Raw genomic sequence first — 20,880 nt, 5'->3', positions numbered from 1 at the left:
CATGAACCTGTTCCAGCTCCGCGCCTTCGACGCCGTGGCCCGGGAAGGCAGCTTCACCCGTGCCGCCGCGCGGTTGTTCATCAGCCAGCCGGCGGTCACCGGACACATCAAGGCGCTGGAGGAGCATTATCAAATCACCCTGTTACGACGCACCGCGCGCCGGGTCGAGCTGACCGAGGAGGGCACCAAACTGGCGGCAATCACCCGGGCGATGTTCGGCATGGCCGAAGAGGCGCAGGCGCTGCTGGAAGCCAATCGGCAGTTGCTGACCGGACGCCTTGAGGTGGCGGCGGACGGCCCGCACATGGTCATGCCGATGCTTGCCAGCCTGCGGGCGCACTATCCGGGGATCACGGTGAATCTACGGTTGGGCAACGCTCAGGAAACGTTGGCGGCGTTGTTGTCCGAGCATGCCGATGTGGCTGTGCTGACCGAAGTCGAACCGCGCAAAGGGCTGCATCTGCAAGCGTTGAGTGAATCGCGAATCTGCGCGCTGGTGCCGGCGGGACATCCGTGGGCGGCTCGCAGCGGTGAGGTCAGGCTCAAGGAGCTGGATCAGGTGATCATGGTCTTGCGCGAGCCGAGTTCGATTACCCGGCGCACGTTTGATCAGGCCTGTGCCCAGGCATCGGTCAGCCCACGGGTGTTGCTGGAACTGGACAGCCGCGAGGCGGTGACAGAGGCGGTGGCGGCTGAGTTGGGGGTAGGGGTGGTGTCATCGGTGGAGGTCAGTCATGACCCCCGTGTCGTCGCGATTCCCATTGCCGGAGAAGGGCTGGTAAACCGGCACATGATCGGCTGCGTGGAGCGGCGGCGGGAGTTGCGGTTGATTCAGGCGTTTTTCGGGTTGGCTCCCACCTGATACCCACGAGATCGTTCCCACGCTCTGCGTGGGAATGCCTCAAGGGACGCTCCGCGTTCCAGCTCTCGAATGGGACGCGGAGCGTCCCGGGCTGCATTCCCACGCGGACGGTTCGAAGCCTCGACGTGGGAACGATCGACGCCTCGACGTGGGAACGATCTACACCAGGCTTTCGCGAACCATCTCGAGAAACGTCGCCACCACCCGCCGCGAACTCTGCTCGCGCAGGCACACCAGTGTCTCGGTCAACCGCCGGGTGCAATCGGTGATCGGCAGCGCGCAAACCCGTGAGTCCGCACCAAACTCCGCCGCCGACACCACCCCCACGCCAATCCCCACCACCACCGCCTCTCGCGCCGCTTCCCGGCCCTCGACCTGAATCGCCGGGCGGATGCGGAAGCCGGCGCGGGCCATTTCTTCTTCCAGGGTCTGGCGGGTCACCGAGCCGTGTTCGCGCAGCACCAGCGGCGTGTCGTCCAGATCTTCCAGGCAGATCGATTCACGCTCGGCCCACGGATGATGGCGCGAGACGAACGCCACCATCGGGTCGTTGCGCAGCGGCACACACAGCAGGCGTTCATCGCTGACATCGCGACCCAGCAACGCCAGATCGGCCTGATAGTTGAACAGTCGGAACAGCGATTCATCGGTGTTACCGGTCTCGATCTTTACGCTGATCCCCGGGTAGCGTTCGCAGAACCGGGCGATCTGCGGCAACACATGCACCGGCGCATCCACCGCCAGAATCAGGCTGCCGGTCCGCAAGGCCTGAGACTCCTGCAACAACTCCTGAGCTTCGGCCTCGACCACAAACAGACGCTGGGTGATCGCCAGCAAGCGTTCGCCCAAATCGGTCAGGCGCACCGAGCGTTTGTTGCGATGGAACAGCAACACACCGAAGCGTTCTTCCAGCTTGCGCACCTGGTCGGAAATCGCCGGCTGCGTCAGATAAAGCCGCTCGGCGGCCTTGGTGAAGCTTCCGTGCACGGCCACGGCGTGAAAGGCTTTGAGCTGTGCGTGTGAAACCGACATGTTCTGACTCCAGTAACAAGCTGAGCTTATGTGTGAAATACGATAAATCGATTTTATTTATTAAACAGTAATTGCTTTGATCGGCTCACGCCAACGCTGACTGCCCGGTCGGGCAGCGATGCTGGCCATGAGCCTGTGCGTGCAAAACCAGGACTCATCTGACCGGTGTCGCCAAAGGGACGAGGTGATATCGCAGTGCTCAACAATAAAAACACAGGCGTTTACTCATCGATTCTGCCGGCACACTCACACCCTGAGGTCAGAACCACAATGAACAAGCACATCGGCACCCTTGCGCGTTGGCGCATGCAGATCTTCGCTGTCACCTGGCTCGCTTACGCCGCGTTCTATTTCACCCGCAAAGCCTTTTCGGTGGCCAAACTGGGCATCGCCGAAGACCCAAGCTTCACCCTCGACAAAATGGCCATGGCCAACCTCGACGCGATTTACCTCGCGGCCTATGCCATCGGCCAGTTCACCTGGGGCATGCTCGCCGACCGCTTCGGTCCTCGGGTTGTTGTCCTGGGCGGTTTGCTGATTTCCGCTGCGGCGGCGCTGGTGATGGGCAGTTTCGCGACGCTGCCGATCTTCGCCACTTGCATGCTGATTCAGGGGCTGGCGCAGTCCACCGGCTGGTCGGGGTTGTGCAAGAACCTCGGCAGTTTCTTCCCTTCCGAACAACGCGGGCGCGTGCTCGGGTTGTGGAGTTCCTGTTATGCATTTGGCGGTCTGGTGGCCTCGCCGTTCGCCGGTTGGTGGGCGTACACGCTGATCGGTTCGTGGCACGCGGCGTTCATTTCCAGCGCGGCGGTGGTCGCGGTGGTGGCGGTTTTGTTCTTTATCTTCCAGCGCGACAAACCGGAAGACGTCGGCCTGCCCGCCGTGGAGCCGGAGCCGGTGATCAGCACCGAAGAAGCCGAGGCCAACAGCAAACTCAGCGTCTGGGAGCCGCTCAAGGAAATCCTCCGTAACCGCACGGTGCTGGTGCTGGGTCTGGCGTATTTCCTGCTGAAACCGGCGCGTTACGCGATTCTGCTGTGGGGCCCGGTGATCGTGTTCGAACAGATGCCCTCGGTCGGCAAGGTCGGTGCGGCGATCATTCCAACGGCATTTGAACTGGCGGGCCTGCTGGGTCCGATCATGATCGGCCTGGCCTCGGACAAACTGTTCGGCGCCCGCCGCATGCCGGCCTGCGTGTTGAGTCTGCTGGCGCTGACCGTGACCCTCGCGCTGTTCATGGGCGCCTTGCACACCGGCAGCGTGATGCTGGTGGTCGCATTGTTGTTCGTGATGGGCCTGACCCTGTACGGCCCGGACTCGATGATCAGCGGCGCGGCCGCCATCGATTTCGGCAAGGCCAGGGCCGGCGCCACGGCGGCCGGATTCGTCAACGGCTGCGGCTCGGTCGGTGCGGTGCTCGGTGGTTTGCTGCCGGGTTACTTCGACTCGGTGACGGTGTTCATCGTGTTCGCCGGTTGCGCGCTGTTTTCGGCGCTGGTGCTGATTCCGCACTGGAACAGCCGCCCGGTCGGCGTCATGGAACCACGTGCCTACGTGCCCAACCGCGCCCTGACGATCAAACCCCTGCGTAACTGAAAACCCTCGCCTCGCGGCCTGCTGCGGCACTCGCGGCAGGCTGTACCGTGGCCGACTGACTGGAGAATTTTCATGAGACCGTTTTGGCTGGAGCAGGCTTTGCAGCTCGACACGTCCGAACCATGCCCGCCGCTGCAAGGCGAGGTGCGCACCGACGTGTGTATCGTCGGCGGCGGTTACACCGGGTTGTGGACGGCGATCATGCTCAAGCAGCAGAACCCCGAGCTCGATGTGTTGCTGATCGAAGCCGACATTTGCGGCGCCGGCGCCAGTGGGCGCAACGGCGGTTGTGCGCTGTCGTGGTCGGCGAAGTACTTCACTCTGGAACGACTGTTCGGCGTCGAGGAGGCGGTGCGGCTGGTCAAGGAATCCGAGCGCAGCATCCACGCCATCGGCGAGTTCTGCGAGCAGTACGGCGTGGATGCCGATTACCGCCTCGACGGCACGCTTTACACCGCCACCAACCGCGCGCAATGCGGCTCGACCGATGCGGTGATTGCGGCGCTGGAGCGCAATGGCATCAACTCGTTTACCCAGCGGCCGGTCGCCGATGTTCAGCGCATGGCCGGTTCGGAAAAGCACCTGGAGGGCTGGTTCTCGCCGGCCGCCGCCAGCGTGCAGCCGGGCAAGCTGGTGCGCGGCTTGCGGCGGGTGGCATTGCATCTGGGCGTGCGGATTCATGAAGGCACGGCGATGACCGGGCTGGAAGAGGGCCGTCCGGCGCGCGTTCACACGGCGAACGGCCGGGTGACCGCCGACCGTGTGGTATTGGCGATGAACGCGTGGATGGCCCGTGCGTTCCCGCAGTTCGAGCGCAGTGTGGCGATCGTCTCCAGCGACATGTTGATCACCGAACCGCGTCCGGATCTGTTGCAGGAAATCGGTTTGACCAGCGGCGTGACCGTGCTCGATTCGCGGATTTTCGTGCACTACTACCACAACACCCCGGACGGCCGGATCATGCTCGGCAAGGGCGGCAATACCTTCGCTTACGGCGGGCGGATGTTGCCGGTGTTCGACCAGCCCTCGCCCTATACCGGGTTGCTCAAGCGCAGCCTCGACGACTTCTTCCCGGCCTTTGCCGATGTGAAAGTCGACGCAACCTGGAACGGCCCCTCGGATCGCTCGGTCACCGGCCTGCCGTTCTTCGGCCGGATGAGTTCCAGCGGGAATGTGTTCTACGGTTTCGGTTATTCCGGCAGCGGTGTCGGGCCGTGCCACATGGGCGGGCAGATTCTCGCCTCGCTGGTGCAGGGCCTCGACAACCCGTGGACGCGTTCGCCACTGGTCAACGGGCCGCTGGGTTACTTTCCGCCGGAGCCGATCCGCTACCTCGGCTCGCTGATGGTGCGCAACGCCATTCGCCGCAAGGAGCGCGCCGAGGATCACGGTCGGCGGCCCCGGCATCTTGATGTGCGTCTGGCGAAATTCGCGGCGGCGGCGGGCAAGGCCGACAAGGCTTGAGCGTCAGCGCGGTGGGGCGGAGCGGTTGAGCAGCCAGTCGAGCAAGAGGTCGTCGTCGGGCTCGGCTTCCGTGGGCTGCGACGCTCGGGGGCGGCAGGCGTCGAGGCAGAGGATCGGTCGGTCGGGATCGCTGTCGAGAAAACTGACCCAGACTTCGCTGCCGGCGCAGGGAAGATTTTCCCGAGGTACGCAGGCGTCGGCATGGGGCATGACCAACGGCAGCCACAACCCTTCGCTTGCGCCGTCAGGTGAATGTTCCGGCCATAACCGGACGGCCATGCGTCCCTGATCGTCCACCTGCGCCGGTTGCCCCGGTGCACCAAGCAATTGCGCCGGGTGATACCCCGGAATGCGCGGACGCGGTTGTTTCGGCGGCGGGCGAAACGGGGTCGACCAGGGCAGCGCCGAGAAGTCGTTGTGATACCGGCGAACCGTGGGTACCGGATCGAGAATCGAAGGTTGCTGGCCCTGATGACGCAATTCGGTGATCAGCCACTGCTCGTTGAAGGCGTTCACCGGGTGCTCCGTGACTTGCAACAGGCGTCCGCTGAGCAGGCGCAGACAATCGCTGCGACCCTGAATCGAGCGCGACCGGCAGCGTTGGCGCTCGAGTAGACGGCGACTGCGCTGGGTGGCGTGACGTTGCGCAGTTGGCAGAGACTCCTGTGGGGCGACGGCACTGCCCAGCGTGTGATTGGCGGCCTCCTGACCCTTGATCGGTTGCCCTCGCTCTCGTACGCCGGCAGGCATCGGAGGCAATATCGCCTCATGCCGCTGGGACAGGCTGCTGAGGCCGCTGGTTGGCGCATCGAGTTGGGTGTTGAAAGGAATCGCCGTCAGTTGCTGTGGCAGGCTCAGGCTGTCATCGGCGAACACCACCACATGGCCGTCCGGCTGATGTTCGAAGTGGTAGTGAATGCCTTCCTCTTCGCAAAGCCGTTGCAACAGGGCCAAATCGGTTTCGTCGTACTGAATGCAGAACGGACGCGGCGGATAGTGGCCGACGGTCATCTCGATCCGGTAGCTGTGGGCAGGCAGGTGATGTTCGCTGAGCAGTTGCTCAAGGATGGCCGGCACGCTCAGTTGCGTGAAGACCCGGCGTACGGGATGTTGCTCCAGCGTTTGCAGATGCGGCATCAGCACCAGTTGGTAGGCGATCCGGTGCGTTGCGCGATGTTCGCAGCTGGCACTTTGAATGATGCCGTGAACTCCGTGGTCGTCGTCCAGATGCAGAAACGCCGTCTGATGCAGCAACGTGCCGGGTGACCAGGCGGGCGCCAGGCCCATGACCTCGATCTCGAACCGATAGGGCTGATTCAACGCTTCATGACCGCTGAAGCGCAGGACCGGCAGGCTAATTCCGCCTTCGGCCAGGGTCAGCGAAAACGGACTTTCCTTGTCATTGAGCATGTGGGTCGGGCTCTGTCAGGCAATACGGGCGAAAGAGGGTACGAAAACGCGACGTTGATTGGACGTGGCAAACCGGTTTTTCAGAATCGCCCTACAAGGCGCGTAGAAGATGTCGATCCGCAGCGGATTTTTTGGTCGATTGCCGACTTTAGGCCGTATAAACTTGCCGCCATGCGTCGGCCAATAGATGTCTCGGCGCCACAGATCAAGAGAGTGAGTAATGGGCGCACAGTGGAAGGTTAAACACAAAGAAGCGGCAGCCAATGCCAAGGGCAAGATCTTCGGCAAACTGGTGAAGGAAATCACCATTGCTGCGCGTAACGGTGCCGATACCGCCACCAACGCACACCTGCGTCTGGTGGTCGAACAGGCCAAGAAAGCCTCGATGCCCAAGGAAACCCTGGACCGCGCCATCAAGAAGGGCGCAGGCCTGCTGGGCGAAACCGTTCAGTACCATCGCGTGACCTACGAAGGCTTCGCGCCGCATCAGGTGCCGCTGATTGTCGAGTGCGTCACCGACAACATCAACCGCACCGTGGCGGAAATCCGCGTGGCGTTCCGCAAGGGTCAACTGGGTGCTTCCGGTTCCGTTGCCTGGGACTTCAACCATGTCGGCATGATCGAAGCGTCGCCGGACACCCCGGACGCCGATCCGGAAATGGCCGCGATCGAAGCCGGCGCGCAGGATTTCGAAGCGGGCGAAGAGGGTGCGACCCTGTTCCTGACCGACCCGACCGACCTCGATGCCGTGCAGAAAGCCCTGCCGGAACAAGGCTTCACCGTGCTGTCGGCCAAACTCGGCTACCAGCCGAAGAACCCGGTCAGCGGTCTGAGCGACGAGCAGATGGCTGAAGTCGAGGCGTTCCTCGAAGGCCTGGACAACCATGACGACGTGCAGGACATGTTCGTCGGTCTGGCCGGCTGACAACCCAAAAAATCGCAGCCCTCGGGCTGCGATTTTTTTCAGGCGTGCTGTAACGCCTGGCTGATCTCGCCGAACCCCGGCCGCGCCAGCACGTCCGGCTGACAGCACTGCTGTTCCAGGGCCTCCAGCGCCTGACGTTGTTCATCACTCAACCCCGAGTCGATGCGCGCCAGCAGTTCCCCCAGCAGAATCCCGAATGCCCGCACTTCGAGGCGTTGCAGCGCACGGGTTTCAGGCGTGTCCGCCGTGGCATGGAATGACGCCGCGCCAAAATCCCCCAGCAGACAATCGCCCTGATCGTTCAACAGAATGTTGTGTCCGTAGAGATCGCCATGGGTGATGCCGTGACGGTGCAGATGCCCGGCGACCGAGGCAATGCCCCGGGCAATACGCAGGGCGACGTCGGCACTGAAACGGCAATCATCGGCATACACATCCCGTGAACAGGACGCCAGGCTCGGCAGTCCGGCCAGGTTGCGGTAACTCGAATCGATCAGTTGCATCACCAGGCCTTGCTGACCATCGGGATGCTGGTCGATGCGGCCTTCGACGCGGATCAGGTTCGGGTGCAGCCCGGCGGTGATGCACGCGTTCATTTCATGCAGCGGCGAGCCGTCGCTGGTCATCTCACCCTTGTACAACTTGACCGCCACGGGCGTGGCCGGCTGATTCACAGGCTGCCACTGCGCCCGGTAAATCACCCCGGAAGCGCCTTCGCCCAGCCGTTGCTCCAGCTGCAGCGCCGACCAGTCGATCAGGGGCGCGTTGTTGAGCGCGTCGGCATCGGCTTCGGTTTCCAGCGGATTGCCGGCGTAGGCCAGCCAGGTCAGGCTCGGCAAGGTCAGCAGCCATTGCGGCAGCTCGGTCAACTGGTTGGCGGCAATACGGATCAGTTCCAGCCGATGGCACTGGCTCAGTGACGGCGGCAGCGTGCGCAGGCGATTGCCGGCGAGCATGAGCTTTTGCAACAGCGGACGCTCGCCCAGTTCCGTGGGCAGGGTTTCGATGGCGTTGTCGGTCAGGATCAGCCAGCGCAACTGCGGCGGCAGCGCCGCGCCGGGCACCTGAGTGATCCGGTTGGCCTTGAATCCGACCATCGATAGCGTCTGGCATTGGCCCAGGCACGCCGGCAATTGCTTGAACTGATTGTCCGAGCAGAACAGCACGCGCAGGCGCGTCAGACGGTACAGGTCATCCGGCAGACTGCTCAGGGCATTGCCGCTGAGGTTGAGCACTTCCAGCGTGTCGGCCAGGTTGAAAATCTCCGGTGGAAATTCGCTCAAGCCTTCAGCCAGATCCAGCCGGGTGATGCCCGACAGTTCGCCGGCGCGCAGTTGTGCAAGGGTGTGCATGAAAAGGATCGCTATCTGGAAGGCGCCCGAGCGCCGGAAATGGGCGGCATGATAACGGCAAATCAGCCCGGTTCGTGCACTTCGCGCAATTGCCCGAGCCGGCTGCGGGTGCGGGCCAGATCGATCGCCTGGCCGCCGAGGCTTTCACGCAACGGGAGTTGGCCGAGCAGGGTCAGGTGTTTGTCCTGGTCGTAGAGCACGTCGATCAGGTTGATGAAGCGCTGCTGGGCGGCGATCGAACACTCGCCCAACTCCGGCAGCTCATCGATGATCCAGTGGTCGAAGCGCCGGCACAGTTCCAGATAATCCATCACGGCGGTGGGCTGTTCGCAGAGGTCGTTGAAGGTAAACCCGACACGCCGGTCTTTGCACAGTCGCGCCTGCAAATGGCGGCTGCCGACTGCCAATGGCAACGGCGTGGTGCCGAGTGGCGGCAGCTTCAAAGCCTGGCGCTGCGCCGGGGTGGCCGGCCAGACGTAATAGCCTTGGGTGAACACCTGATGCGCATGCCGACGCACCTGGCTGCGGTAATCGTGCGGGCCGCCGACTTCCATGACCTGCATGCGCGCATTGATCAGGTCGATCACCGGTTTGAACCGCGCGTGGTACAGCGGGTTGGGCAGCAAGCCTTCGGGCGGGTAGTTGGAGGTCACCAGCAACAGGATCCCGCGCTTGAACAGCGCCTTGAACAAGCGGGAGATGAGCATCGCATCGCCGATGTCATGCACATGAAATTCATCGAAACACAGCACCCGACAATCCATCAGCAGCGCATCGAGGGTAACGGCCAGGGCATCGTCGCAGTCACGATGCTCGAACATGCCTTGGTGCAACTGGGCGAAGAACCCATGGAAGTGCAGACGGCGCTTTTGCGCGATCGGCAACGCCTCGAAGAATCCGTCCAGCAGCCAGCTCTTGCCGCGCCCGACCGCACCGTGCAGATACAGGCTGGGCGGGGTTTGCGCAGGGGTGCCGAACAACAGGCCGGCCTGCTGCGCCATGCAGTCGATGACCCGCTGCTGGCTGTGGCTGAGGGTGTAGCCCTGGCCGTGGGCCTTTTGCCGGAAGTAGTCGCGGACCGATTGCGCGCTGGCAGCGCACTGGCCCGCAGCGGTACTGGAGCGTTTGCCGAAGAAGCGGCGCAAGGCTGGCCAGCGATGGGTCAGACGCGAACGTTCGGGCGGTCGGGCGGGCACTGCAGTCACTCCGTCATCATCGGGCCGGCTCCCCGCGAGCGCGGCGGCGTAGTGTAACCAGACGGGTAGTTTTGCTTCCACTGCGCTTTATCGTTTTTCCAGACAGTAATCTGCGGTGTGTACAGGTTTTTTCAACATTATGAATCGACCTGTTGCCAACCTTTCGAAACAATTCCCGGCGGGTGACTGGATCCAATCGACTGGCGCAATCGGTGTCCGTTGCTAACCTGAAACACTGTAACGGCAGATACGCCGTCGCGATCAGGGAGCGGGCGGTGAAAGCAGGGATGGTCTGGGCATTGCTGGGCGGGCTCGCGGCACCGGTCCACGCCGCCGATCTTCAGGTCGAGGTGCGGGTCGATGTGCAGCGCGGTTGCCAGTTGGTTGGCCAGCAACGTGAAGCCGGTATCGAACAACTGGGCGTACTCGACTTCGGCACCACGGCGCGGCTCGGCGACCGGGACGGGCCACTCGGAGCGGCGCTGACGAATTCGCGCCTGCCGCGTCTGGAATGCAACCCGGACACCCCGTACCAGTTGCGTGTCGATGGCGGCCTGCACGGTGGCGTCGGTGAGGTGCGCTATATGGTGGGGGAGGCCGGCAGCAAGCCGATTCCTTATCGCCTGTATCAGGACGCTGCGCGGCGGGTGCCGCTGGTGGTGGATGTGCCGGTCAGTGGCCGGGTGCCGGACAGCGGCACGGTGGACTTGCCGCTATACGGGCGGATCGAACGGATGGCAGAAGTGCCACGGGTCAGCCGGTATTCGGATCTGGTGAAGGTGACGGTCACTTGGTGATCGCGGCGTTTTTTCAGCCATCCGCTGGATCCGGGTGGCGCAGGGAAGGGCGTTCAGTGATGAGCGCAATGGTCGAGTGATCCTGAAGGAGTAGGCGCTCAATGATGGACAGACACGGGCGGGTCATCGCCATAGCCACGCTGCTGATGCTCACCGAGGTCGCGCCAGCGGCAGTCAGTGGGCAGATCGTCGCGCGGCTGACGTTGATCGCCGGCTGCGAAGTGACCAACGCCTCAAGCCCCGCCAGCCCGGTGGATGGGCTGGGCTCTCTCGATTTCGGCCAGCAGGGCCCGACCTGGAACGCACCGATCAAGGCCAGCCTCAGCGAAGCGGGCAGCGGCCAGCTCAACGTCGCCTGCAATCCTTCGGTGACCGGCTTCACCGTGACCATCGACGGCGGCACCCATGGCGACGGCACCACACGCCGCCTGAGCAACGGGCGCCAGACACTCCCCTATCAGCTGTTTCTCGATGCCTCCGGCAGCCAGAGCTACAGCATCGGTCAACAACACAATTTCGCTGTCACCAGCGGCGCACAGATACCCATTCCGGTATTTGGTTCGGTGGTGGCGAACACCCGTGCGGTACCGGCCGGTGTCTATACCGACACCCTGACGGTGACGCTCGACTGGTAACCCCGTAGAGGACGGACACCATGCGTACGATTGCATCAAGGATAGGTTTGTCGTTGCTCGGCCTGACGCTCGCTTCCAGCGTCAATGCCGCCACCACAGTCACCGGCCAGATCACTTCCAGCCTGACCCTGATCAGCAGTTGCCAGGTCAACGGTTCCGGCGGTTCTACCGGGCTGAACTTCGGTGCGTTGAACTTCGGCACCGCCAACAGCCTGTTCACCACGGCCACCGGGCAGGTGCTGGGCGGCGGGGGTGGGGCGCTGTCGATCCTGTGCTCGGCCGGCACCACGCCGACGGTCAAGGTCCGGGCCGGCGCCCATGACGGGCTCTCGCCGGGTGGCACTCGCGCGTTGTATGACGGAGTGGCCAATTACGTGCCGTATGACCTGTACACCGACGCCGGGCACTCGCAATTGCTGGCCATCGACGGGGTGATCAATCTCGCCGCCAGCACCGGTGTGGCGCAGACCGTGAACATCTACGGTCAGGCGGTGGGCAAGGCCGGGCTCCCGGCGGGCACCTACACCGACACGATTTCCGTTGAACTGACGTTCTAGCGCCATGGGCCGGCATGGCTGTGCTTCGCTGCTCCTGCTGTGTGCGGGCAGCTTGCCGCTGCCGTTGGCGGCGGTGACCAGTCATAGTTTTCAGGTCAGTGCCACGGTGACACCGGGCTGTCTGGTGGTGGGGGGCGTATCGAATTATGGCGGGCTGAATTTCGGTTCGCGCTCGGCGCTGGCCACCGGCACGGTACAGGTCGCGTTGACCGGTGGCGTGACGCTGCAATGTACGCCGGGGGTGGCGCTGAACATGACGGTCGATGGCGGCCAGTACAACAGCGGCGGGCGACGCATGCAGATCAGCGGAGGCAGCGCGAAGGTGGCGTATGCGCTGTTTCGCGATGCGGCGTACAGCCAGAGCCTGGGCATCGGCCAGAGCGTGGCGGTGGCCTACAGCGATGCGAACAACATCAGTCTGCCGATCTACGGGCAGGTGCAATTGCCGGGCAATCAACCCGGGGGGACATACAGCGATGTGTTGCAGGTGCAGCTGTCGTGGTGATGTGAAATGACAAGGAGCAGGTTTATGGGGTTTTTCACGTCACGCTATTCGTTCGCGTGTTGCGCCGTGCTGGCGCTGGTCATGTTCGGGACGCTCAAGGCCCAGGCCGCCAGTTCGGTGCTGATCTGGCCGATCGATCCGGTGTTGGAGGCCGATCAGCAGGCCAGTGCGCTGTGGCTGGAAAATCGCGGCACGGAAACCGCCAACCTGCAGATCCGCGTGTTTGGCTGGAGCCAGAGCGGTTTCGAAGAGCAATACCGCAATCAACGCGAGGTGATCGGCAGTCCGCCGGTGGCGAAGATCGAGCCGGGTCAGAAGCAACTGGTGCGCCTGACCCGTACCAAGGACGTGCCGCCAGGCCAGGAGCTGGCGTACCGGATCATCATCGATGAAATCCCCTCGGCCCAGCCGCCCGTCGCCGAAGACGGCAAGACCGCTGCGGCGATCCGCTTCCAGATGCGCTACTCGGTACCGCTGTTCGCCTATGGCGCGGGTTTGTGGAGCAAGGAGGACAGCGCCCGCCAGCGTGATCCCAAGGGCATCGGCCTGCCGCAATTGAGCTGGCGCACGGTGGCGGTGGAGGGCCGTCCTTATGTGGAAGTGCGCAATCAGGGCGCGGTTCATGCGCGGCTGACCGATGTCGCCATCAAGCAGGGTGGCCAAAGCAAACCGTTGGCCGAGGGTCTGCTCGGTTACGTATTGCCCGGCGCGGTGATGCGCTGGCCGGCACCGGGGCCGGTGGCGGGAGAGCTGGCGGGACGTATCAATGGCGCGGCCAAGGTGCAGAGCATTCCGCCGGCGCGATAGCCGTAGTGAGCCATGTCGAAGTGTTCAGGCTTCGGCGCCAGCGGTTTCAGGAGGAATCAGTCCATTGACGGACGTAACACGCTAATGAGTCCGGGATGGGCTCGCCGTATTCAGCGTCCGTTGTGGCTCATGACCGGCGCGTGGTGCCTGATGTTCATTCATCCATCCGGGGCCGGTGAACTGCCGCCGCCTCCCAGCGGCATGGAGGCCGTGAGTGATGCACAGTTGTTTCTGGAACTGGTGGTCAACCAGATGAATACCGGTCGGGTGGTGGCGGTGGAGCAGCGCGGCGGGCGCCTGTTCCTGCCAGCCAGCGTATTGCGCGAAACAGGCATGAAGCTGCCGGAAGATTCCGCTGCCGAAGTCGATCTCGACGGCCTGCCGGGCCTGCACAGCGATTACGACAGCGTCAGCCAGCGCTTGCTGCTCGACGTGCCGCCGGACTGGCTGCCGGAGCAGTTCATCGGCAACCGCGAAGTCTATCCGCGCACCCCGGCGCTGAGCAGTTTCGGCGCGTTGTTCAACTATGACCTTTACCTCAATGACACCGACGACGCCGGCACTTACCTGGCGGCGTGGAACGAGGTGCGGGTGTTCGACAGTTGGGGCACGTTGTCGAACACCGGACAATATCGCCGTACGTTGTCGGGGGATGCGGTCAGCACGCTGGACAACGGCTATCTGCGTTACGACACCACCTGGCGCTACTCCGATGATGAACGGATGCTGACCTACGAGGCCGGGGACGTGGTCAGCGGCGCCTTGCCCTGGAGCAGTTCGGTGCGGCTGGGCGGCGTGCAGTTCTCACGGGATTTTGCGGTGCGTCCGGATCTGGTGACCTATCCGCTGCCGCAGTTCGCCGGGGAAGCGGCGGTGCCGTCCTCGGTGGATCTGTTCATCAACGGCTACAAGTCCAGCAGCACCGACCTGCAGCCGGGCCCGTACACCCTGACCAACATTCCGTTCATCAACGGCGCTGGCGAAGCGGTGGTGGTGACTACCGATGCGCTGGGCCGGCAGGTGTCGACCACGGTGCCGTTCTACGTCACCAGCAGCCTGTTGCAAAAGGGTCTGAGCGATTTTTCGGTGGCCGCCGGTACGTTGCGCCGGGATTACGGCCTGAAGGATTTCAGCTACGGTCCGGGCGTGACTTCGGGCAGTCTGCGCTACGGCGTCAGCGACACCTTTACCCTGGAGAGTCACGCCGAAGCGGCGGATACCCTGACCCTAGGGGGACTGGGTGGCAACCTGCGGCTGGGCAATTTCGGGGTTCTCAACAGTGCGATCAGCCAGAGTCGTTTCGACGGTGACGGCGGGCAGCAGCTGAGCCTCGGTTATCAATACAGCGGCCAGCGCTACAGCTTTTCCTATCAGCGTCTGCAACGCCGTGACCGCTATGCCGACCTGACGGTCGTGGACAGTCCCTACACCACACTCAGCCGGCGCAGTGAACAGGCGACCCTGAGCCTCAACCTCGAGCGCTGGGGCAGTCTCGGCGTCGGGTATTTCGATATTCGTGCGGCGGACGAAACCCGTACGCGGCTGCTCAACCTGAGCTGGAGCAAACCGCTGTGGCGCAACAGCAGTTTCTACCTGTCGGCCAACCGCGAAATCGGTGACAGCAACTGGGCGGTGCAGGCGCAACTGGTGATTCCGTTCGACCTGCGCGGCAGCCTGGCCATCAGCAGCGAACGCAGCAAGACCGGGCAGACGCAGCAGCGGGTCAACTACAGCCGCGCTGTGCCGTCCGAGGGCGGAGTGGGCTTCAATCTCGGCTACGCCAAGGGCGACGGCGCCGATTACCGCCAGGCCGATGTGACCTGGCGCCTGCAATCGGTGCAACTGCAGGCCGGCGTCTACGGGACGTCCGACGCCGAAACCCGTTGGGCCGATGCCAGCGGCTCGCTGGTGTGGATGGATGATCAAGTGTTCGCCGCCAACCGCATCGACGATGCGTTCGTGGTGGTCAGCACCGACGGCTACGCGGACATTCCGGTGCGTTACGAGAACCAGCAGGTCGGCCAGACCGACCGCAACGGCCACTTGCTGGTGCCGTGGAGCAGCGCCTATTACCGCGGCAAATACGAAATCGATCCGCTGAACCTGCCGGCCAACGTGCGCAGCCCGAATGTCGAGCAACGTGTAGCGGTGCGCCGGGGCAGCGGCTATCTGCTGGAGTTTCCGCTGAGCCGGGTGATCGCCGCGAGCATCGTGCTGGTGGATGCGCAGCAGAAGGAGTTGCCGCTGGGCAGTGGCGTGCTGCACGAACAGAGCGGCACGCGAACGGTGGTCGGCTGGGACGGGCTGGTCTATCTGGAAAATCTCCAGGCACAGAATTCGCTGCGGGTGACCCTCGCGGATGGCAAGACCTGCCAGGCGCAATTCAGTGTCGATCTGCAGCAGAACGAAGTGCCGCTGATCGGCCCGTTGGTGTGCCAATGATCCGGGCGCGGTTTGTTTTGTGGCTGCTGTTGCTGTTGCCGGGACTGGCGCAGGCGTTGTGTTCGGTGGTCACCACCACACCGGCCGGGTTCGGGAACATCAGTTCGATCGCCGTGCGCACCACCTCGCAACCCAGTTCTACCCTGAACGGAGGCTTGAGTTGCACCGGTTCGCTGCTGTCGCTGTTGACCAACAATGATCATTTCTGGGCCACCGTCACCTCGACCCAGAGCGGTTTGCTCGGGCCCTCCGGCGACGTGATCGGTTACACGATCTACGCCAACAACAGCACCAGTTACCCGCTGACCCGAGGCACCGCCTATGACTTCGCCCGCAACGGCATCATCGACGCCCTCGGTTTGCTCAGCGGTACGGTGCCGAAAACCGTTCCGCTCTACTTCGGCACCACCATCGGCAGCAACGTGGCGGCCGGGGTGTATACCGAGACCCTGAGCATTTTCTGGAACTGGAATTATTGTTCGGGCATCGGTGTCGGCGGGCTTTGCCTGGGCCGCGACATCAACAGCGGTACCACGACACTGACGGTCAACCTGACGGTGTCCAACGATTGCACCATCACCGCGCCGAACATCGCTTTCGGCAGCGCGCCGGTGGTCAGTGCGTTCACCCAGGTTACGGGGCAAACCATCAACCTCGCCTGCACCAAGGGCAGTGCCTATACCGTAGGGCTGAATGACGGGCAGAATGCGCTGAGCGTCGGCGGACGACGGCGGATGATTTCCGGCAGCAACTATCTGGCCTACGACATTTTCAAGAGTGCCGGGACCACCCGTTGGGGCAGTGTCGGCGCGGCTCGTCGGGCCAGCAGCGATGCCGAGGTCAATCCCGGCAACGGCCTGGGCACCGGTAGCCAGATCTTCAATTACAACGCGAAAATCTACACCGACCAGACCACGCCGCCCGCCGGAACCTACCTGGACAATGTGGTGCTGGATGTCGGGTTCTGAACCGGCTAGAAGCTCAGCGATTGCTTGAGCATTTTCGCCGCCGGGGTATCGGTCGGGCTGACCATCGCGTAGTTGTAGCCCTTGCCGGACCAGTACTCGGCCTGCAGATCCCCGTCCTGGCGGCTACCCCGGGGCAGGAAGGTATTCTTCGGTCCCGGTGGACGCACATAGAAACTGACCTTGTGCCCGCTCTGGTCTTCATACATCACCATCGCCGCCGGGCCTTCATCGGTGCTCAGCAGACGACCGCTGACCGGTGCAAAACCGGCCGACGTCAGGTCCGGCAGGCGATTGGCCTGAGTGAAATAACGGTCGAGCCAGCGCTGGATGTCACCGTCGCCATCGACCTTGTAGTCCGCCGGCAGAAGCCCTTGCTGGGCGATCAAACGATACGCCTGCAAGGCATCCGTCATCGGCGCCGGAGGATGAAACACGGTCATGTCCCGGGCCTTCCAGCCACCGACACCGCCGAGGCTGACGGCAATCAGCAACACCGCCGCGCTGGCCCACTGGCGGCGCGATTGGCGTTTGAGGCGCTGACGGATCAGCGCCGGATCAAGGTCGGGATTGGCCGGCTGTTGCAAGGCGCCGCCGAGGGCGGCACGCAGGTGCTGGGCGTCCTGTTGCCAGGCGCGAACCTGCGCCGCTTCGTCCGGGTGACTGGCGAGCCAGGTTTCCAGCACATGCCGGTCGGCCTCGCTGAGCTGGTGGTCGACGTAGGCGTGCAGGTCACGTTCGTTGGGGGGCAGACTGATCATTTGAGTATCCGCAAGGAAGGGCTGCTGATTTCCCCGTCGCTGAGCTGGCGCAGGGCCTGGCGAGCACGGGACAGGCGCGACATCACGGTGCCGGTGGGGACGTCGAGAATCTCGGCGACCTCCTTATAAGTCAGGCCTTCGACCGACACCATCAGCAGCAGCGCGCGCTGTTCGGTGGGCAGTCGGTCAAAGGCCTGCAAGGTCGATTGGGCAATCACGGTGCGTTCCACCGAGGGCTCGGCGTCATCGCGGCCGGTGAAGAATTCGAGCATCCGCGCATACCGCCGCGAACGCCGATGCGCATCGAGAAACTGCCGGTACAGGATCGAAAACAGCCAGGCGCGCAGATCGCCGTCGGCGCGTTTGTCGCCCCAACCCGACAGCGCGCGCTCCAGACTGGCCTGTACCAGGTCGTCGGCGCTGCTGCTGTTGCGTGTCAGCGACACGGCAAAACGCCGCAATCTGGGGATTATTTCTCGCAGTTGTTCGTCGAATTCGCTCATGAAGTTCTGCTAGTCGCTACGCTGTGGACTAGGAAGACGCCCGGCATTGGAGGTTATTCCACGTTCTGAAAAATAAATACCGGGCCGTGGAATAAATCCCGATGGCGTGCGTCTTGCTGATTCTTCCTACTTGTGGCCGATGGCCCTGGAGTGCTTCATGGTTGATCGCAGTTCATCGCCCGGCGGGCCACAACGCCCGCCACTGAGTGCCGCGAGCCTGGTGTTGCGTCTTGGCGGAATCGCCGTGGTAGTCGCAGCCCTGGCCGGGGCGTTTGCCTACGTTCATGGTTCATTTGACCCACAACGCCTGACGCCAAAAGCGCTGGTCGATGTGCTGGAAAAGAACAACGGCGTGCATCCGGGCTTTCGCCGCAATCACGCCAAAGGTGTGTGCGTGATCGGACATTTCGAGAGCAGCGGCGAGGCTCGCTCGTATTCTGTCGCGCAAGTGTTCAACGAGCCGCGCACTCCGGTGGTCGGGCGCTTTGCGTTGCCGGCCGGCAGTCCGTATGCGCCGGACAGCGCCGTACCGATCCGCAGCCTGGCGCTGCGTTTCACTCAGGCCAACGGCCAGCAGTGGCGCACCGGGATGAACAGCATGCCGGTGTTCCCGGTTGGCACGCCCGAGGCGTTCTATCAGTTGCAGCAGGCGCAATCGCCGGATCCCGCCACAGGCAAGCCGGATCCGACCAAGGTGCCGGCATTTTTTGCCGCACACCCGGAGGCCGTGCCGTTTCTGACCTGGATAAAAACCGCCAAACCCTCGGCCAGTTACGCGACGGAAACCTACAACAGCGTCAACGCGTTCTATCTGGTGGATGCCAGCGGCAAGAAGCAGGCGGTGCGCTGGAGCATGACGCCTCTGGCCCAGGACGCTGCCGGTGCGACCGCGCCTGAAGGTAGCGATTTCCTTGAAAAAGACCTGGTGCAGCGCCTGGCGGAAGGGCCGTTGCGCTTTCAGTTGAACATCACCTTGGCCAACGCCGACGATCCGGTGAACGATGCGAGCAAGACCTGGCCCGCCGGCCGCAAGATGTTGAACGCCGGCACCCTGGTGCTGGAAAAGACCCAGCCGCAGCTCAGCGGCGAATGCCGTGACATCAACTACGATCCGCTGGTGCTGCCGGCCGGCATTCAGGGTTCCGACGATCCGCTGCTGGCCGCGCGCTCGGCCGGTTACGCCGATTCCTACCTGCGTCGCACCAGCGAAGTCAGCCAACTGCCCACCGGCAAAAAGGAGGCTCGCCCATGAGCACGCAACCGACTCATTTCAATCCGCTGGCGCGGTTGCTGCACTGGTTGATGGCGTTGATGATCATCGCGATGTTGTTCATCGGCGCCGGTATGGTGACCTCGGTGTCGGCGCGGCATGAATGGTTGATCAACCTGCATAAACCGTTGGGCATCGCGATACTCGCTTTGGTGATCGTGCGCATTCTGGTGCGACTGGGCACTCGTCAGCCGCCGCTGCCGGCGGATCTACCGGGCTGGCAGGTGATGGCGGCCAAGGCCTCTCATCTGTTGCTGTACGCGCTGATGCTGGTATTGCCGCTGCTCGGCTGGGCGATGATCAGCGCGGCGGGGGATCCGGTGATGCTCGGCGCGTCCCTGCAATTGCCGTCGATCGTGCCGGCGGACGCGCAGGTGTTCGCGTTGCTGCGCAAGGCTCACGGGTATCTGGCGTATCTGCTGTTCCTGACCGTGCTGCTGCACCTGGCGGCGGCGCTGTTCCATGGCTGGGTGCGCCGCGACGAGGTGCTCGACAGCATGCTGCGGGGACGCAATCGCGGTTGATCGTGTGTCAGTCCGACGTGGCGAGGGCGCAAGCCGCCTCGCCACGTTTCCGGGTGGCCAGCGTTCGCCACCAGTACAGCAACGCGACCATGTTGATTGCGGCACCCAGCCAGCAGACGCCCGGCCATCCTGCCCAGGCGTACATGGCCGTCGAGGCGATTGAGCCCAAAGCGCTGCCAATTGAATAAAACAGCATGTAGCCGGCGGTCAGTCGGCTCTGCGCCTCCGGGCGGACGATGTAGATCATGCTCTGGCTGGTGACGTGCACGGCCTGCAAGCCCAGATCCAGGGTGATGACGCCAAGCAGCAGCGCCCACAACGAAGACTGGGTCAGTGCGATCGGCAGCCACGAGCCCAGCATCAGCAGCAGCGACAGACCGCTGACCCATTGCCCCCATCCTCGATCCGCCAGATGTCCGGCTCTGGCGGCGGCGAGTGCACCCGCCGCGCCGGCGAGTCCGAACAATCCGATCTCCCTGTGGGAAAGCGACAGCGGCGGGGCGGCCAGCGGCAACACCATCGGCGTCCACAGCACCATGGCGCTGGCGAAGGTGAGCAGGGCGAGGATTGCTCGTTGGCGCAACACCGGTTCCTCACGAAAGAGGCTGAACACTGAGGCGATCAATGCCACGTAACGTGTGGTCGGCCGTGCGTCTTCATCTTTGGGCAACACCCGAAACAGCAGCGCGGCCATCACCAGCGTCAACCCCGCCGACAGCAGATAGATCGAGCGCCAGCCGGCCAGATCAGCCATGCCGCCGGCCACCGTGCGCGCCAGCAGAATGCCGACGACGATGCCGCTGGTGATCACGCCCACAACCTTTCCCCGTTGTGCCGGGACGGCCAGAGTCGCGGCGTAGGCGACCAGCACCTGGGTGACCACGGCCAGCAGGCCGGTCAAAGTGACGCCGATCAGCAGCCAGGCGCTGTTCGAGGCCAAGGCGATCATCAGCAGGGCCGCGGCGGACAACAGTGTTTGCATGACGATCAGCCGGCGGCGGTTGAGCAGGTCGCCGAGGGGTACGAGCAATAACAGCCCGAAGCCGTAGCCGACCTGGGTCAAGGTCATGACGATGCCGATGCTGCCCGGCGAGATCTCGAAGGCTTCGGCCATCGCATCCAGCAGCGGCTGGGCGTAATACACGTTGCCCACCGCGAGGCCGCAAGCGATGGCGAAAAGCAGTACGACACCTTTATCGAGTGTTGCAGTTTTCATGTCCCGGGTCCTTTCAGGTTTCAAGTTGAAACTTGAATGACGGTAAGTAATCCGGTTTTTA

General features: G+C 63.4%; 20 protein-coding genes. 13 read left to right on the top strand and 7 right to left on the bottom strand.

Going from position 1 to position 20,880, the window contains the following annotated elements:
• Position 1 precedes the first annotated feature (1 nt).
• Entirely contained in the window at positions 2–862 is an 861-nt protein-coding gene (locus ACEN93_RS06500) for a LysR substrate-binding domain-containing protein (RefSeq protein WP_163975876.1), read from the top strand.
• 159 nt (positions 863–1,021) lie between these two features.
• On the opposite strand, the gene ACEN93_RS06495 is transcribed toward ACEN93_RS06500, so the two are convergent.
• Positions 1,022–1,894, bottom strand: coding sequence for a LysR family transcriptional regulator (locus ACEN93_RS06495; RefSeq protein ID WP_134333874.1), 873 nt, complete (start codon positions 1,892–1,894; stop codon positions 1,022–1,024).
• A 270-nt stretch (positions 1,895–2,164) separates the two neighbouring features.
• Here ACEN93_RS06495 and ACEN93_RS06490 point away from each other — a divergent pair, with 270 nt between their 5' ends.
• Together ACEN93_RS06490 and ACEN93_RS06485 are read left to right on the top strand one after the other, a co-directional pair.
• Complete coding sequence (locus ACEN93_RS06490; protein ID WP_414882711.1) at positions 2,165–3,490, top strand: MFS transporter; 1,326 nt, start codon at positions 2,165–2,167, stop codon at positions 3,488–3,490.
• A 66-nt stretch (positions 3,491–3,556) separates the two neighbouring features.
• On the top strand, positions 3,557–4,954 hold the full coding sequence (locus ACEN93_RS06485; RefSeq protein WP_495611546.1) for an FAD-dependent oxidoreductase: 1,398 nt from the start codon (positions 3,557–3,559) through the stop codon (positions 4,952–4,954).
• A 3-nt stretch (positions 4,955–4,957) separates the two neighbouring features.
• Here ACEN93_RS06485 and ACEN93_RS06480 read toward each other — a convergent pair whose 3' ends face one another.
• On the bottom strand, positions 4,958–6,364 hold the full coding sequence (locus tag ACEN93_RS06480) for a type VI secretion system Vgr family protein (protein ID WP_074689030.1): 1,407 nt from the start codon (positions 6,362–6,364) through the stop codon (positions 4,958–4,960).
• Between the two features lie 220 nt (positions 6,365–6,584).
• Between ACEN93_RS06480 and ACEN93_RS06475 the strand changes: the two genes are divergently transcribed.
• Entirely contained in the window at positions 6,585–7,289 is a 705-nt protein-coding gene (locus ACEN93_RS06475) for a YebC/PmpR family DNA-binding transcriptional regulator (protein WP_011335021.1), read from the top strand.
• A 38-nt stretch (positions 7,290–7,327) separates the two neighbouring features.
• On the opposite strand, the gene ACEN93_RS06470 is transcribed toward ACEN93_RS06475, so the two are convergent.
• A complete protein-coding gene (locus ACEN93_RS06470; protein ID WP_495611203.1) occupies positions 7,328–8,641 on the bottom strand; it encodes a leucine-rich repeat-containing protein kinase family protein in 1,314 nt (437 codons plus the stop codon).
• A gap of 62 nt (positions 8,642–8,703) precedes the next feature.
• Entirely contained in the window at positions 8,704–9,837 is a 1,134-nt protein-coding gene (gene zapE, locus ACEN93_RS06465; protein WP_495611202.1) for a cell division protein ZapE, read from the bottom strand.
• A 287-nt stretch (positions 9,838–10,124) separates the two neighbouring features.
• On the opposite strand from zapE, the gene ACEN93_RS06460 reads away from it, so the two are divergent.
• The 7 genes from ACEN93_RS06460 (at position 10,125) to ACEN93_RS06430 (ending at position 16,548) form a co-directional block, all read left to right on the top strand.
• Positions 10,125–10,634 (top strand): Csu type fimbrial protein, encoded by a 510-nt coding sequence (locus tag ACEN93_RS06460; protein ID WP_039767541.1) that lies wholly within the window; start codon positions 10,125–10,127, stop codon positions 10,632–10,634.
• A gap of 101 nt (positions 10,635–10,735) precedes the next feature.
• Positions 10,736–11,269: a Csu type fimbrial protein gene (locus tag ACEN93_RS06455; protein WP_134333876.1), complete on the top strand. Its 534-nt coding sequence runs from the start codon at positions 10,736–10,738 to the stop codon at positions 11,267–11,269.
• Between the two features lie 20 nt (positions 11,270–11,289).
• Complete coding sequence (locus tag ACEN93_RS06450; RefSeq protein WP_039767536.1) at positions 11,290–11,826, top strand: Csu type fimbrial protein; 537 nt, start codon at positions 11,290–11,292, stop codon at positions 11,824–11,826.
• Positions 11,827–11,830: 4 nt separating this feature from the next.
• Positions 11,831–12,331 carry a Csu type fimbrial protein gene (locus tag ACEN93_RS06445; protein ID WP_039767535.1) on the top strand — a complete coding sequence of 167 codons (501 nt, stop codon included), beginning with the start codon at positions 11,831–11,833 and terminating at the stop codon, positions 12,329–12,331.
• Positions 12,332–12,355: 24 nt separating this feature from the next.
• Complete coding sequence (locus tag ACEN93_RS06440; RefSeq protein ID WP_039767533.1) at positions 12,356–13,138, top strand: fimbrial biogenesis chaperone; 783 nt, start codon at positions 12,356–12,358, stop codon at positions 13,136–13,138.
• An 84-nt stretch (positions 13,139–13,222) separates the two neighbouring features.
• Positions 13,223–15,580: a fimbria/pilus outer membrane usher protein gene (locus ACEN93_RS06435; protein ID WP_495611201.1), complete on the top strand. Its 2,358-nt coding sequence runs from the start codon at positions 13,223–13,225 to the stop codon at positions 15,578–15,580.
• Positions 15,577–16,548 carry a Csu type fimbrial protein gene (locus ACEN93_RS06430; RefSeq protein ID WP_085667511.1) on the top strand — a complete coding sequence of 324 codons (972 nt, stop codon included), beginning with the start codon at positions 15,577–15,579 and terminating at the stop codon, positions 16,546–16,548. The genes ACEN93_RS06435 and ACEN93_RS06430 overlap by 4 nt, the downstream gene beginning before the upstream one ends.
• A 5-nt stretch (positions 16,549–16,553) precedes the next feature.
• Here the strand turns inward: ACEN93_RS06430 and ACEN93_RS06425 are convergent, their stop codons facing one another.
• Together ACEN93_RS06425 and ACEN93_RS06420 are read right to left on the bottom strand one after the other, a co-directional pair.
• Positions 16,554–17,306, bottom strand: a complete 753-nt coding sequence (locus tag ACEN93_RS06425) for an anti-sigma factor family protein (protein ID WP_495611200.1) — start codon at positions 17,304–17,306, stop codon at positions 16,554–16,556.
• A complete protein-coding gene (locus ACEN93_RS06420; protein WP_085667513.1) occupies positions 17,303–17,809 on the bottom strand; it encodes an RNA polymerase sigma factor in 507 nt (168 codons plus the stop codon). The genes ACEN93_RS06425 and ACEN93_RS06420 overlap by 4 nt, the downstream gene beginning before the upstream one ends.
• Positions 17,810–17,966: 157 nt before the next feature.
• Here ACEN93_RS06420 and ACEN93_RS06415 point away from each other — a divergent pair, with 157 nt between their 5' ends.
• Entirely contained in the window at positions 17,967–19,061 is a 1,095-nt protein-coding gene (locus tag ACEN93_RS06415; RefSeq protein WP_074689016.1) for a catalase family peroxidase, read from the top strand.
• Positions 19,058–19,603 carry a cytochrome b gene (locus tag ACEN93_RS06410; protein ID WP_085612696.1) on the top strand — a complete coding sequence of 182 codons (546 nt, stop codon included), beginning with the start codon at positions 19,058–19,060 and terminating at the stop codon, positions 19,601–19,603. The genes ACEN93_RS06415 and ACEN93_RS06410 overlap by 4 nt, the downstream gene beginning before the upstream one ends.
• A gap of 7 nt (positions 19,604–19,610) precedes the next feature.
• On the opposite strand, the gene ACEN93_RS06405 is transcribed toward ACEN93_RS06410, so the two are convergent.
• A complete protein-coding gene (locus ACEN93_RS06405) occupies positions 19,611–20,819 on the bottom strand; it encodes an MFS transporter (RefSeq protein WP_085667514.1) in 1,209 nt (402 codons plus the stop codon).
• Positions 20,820–20,880 lie beyond the last annotated feature (61 nt).

This window comes from Pseudomonas sp. Pseusp21 (assembly GCF_059492145.1).
This window is presented reverse-complemented; position numbering and strand designations above follow the sequence as displayed.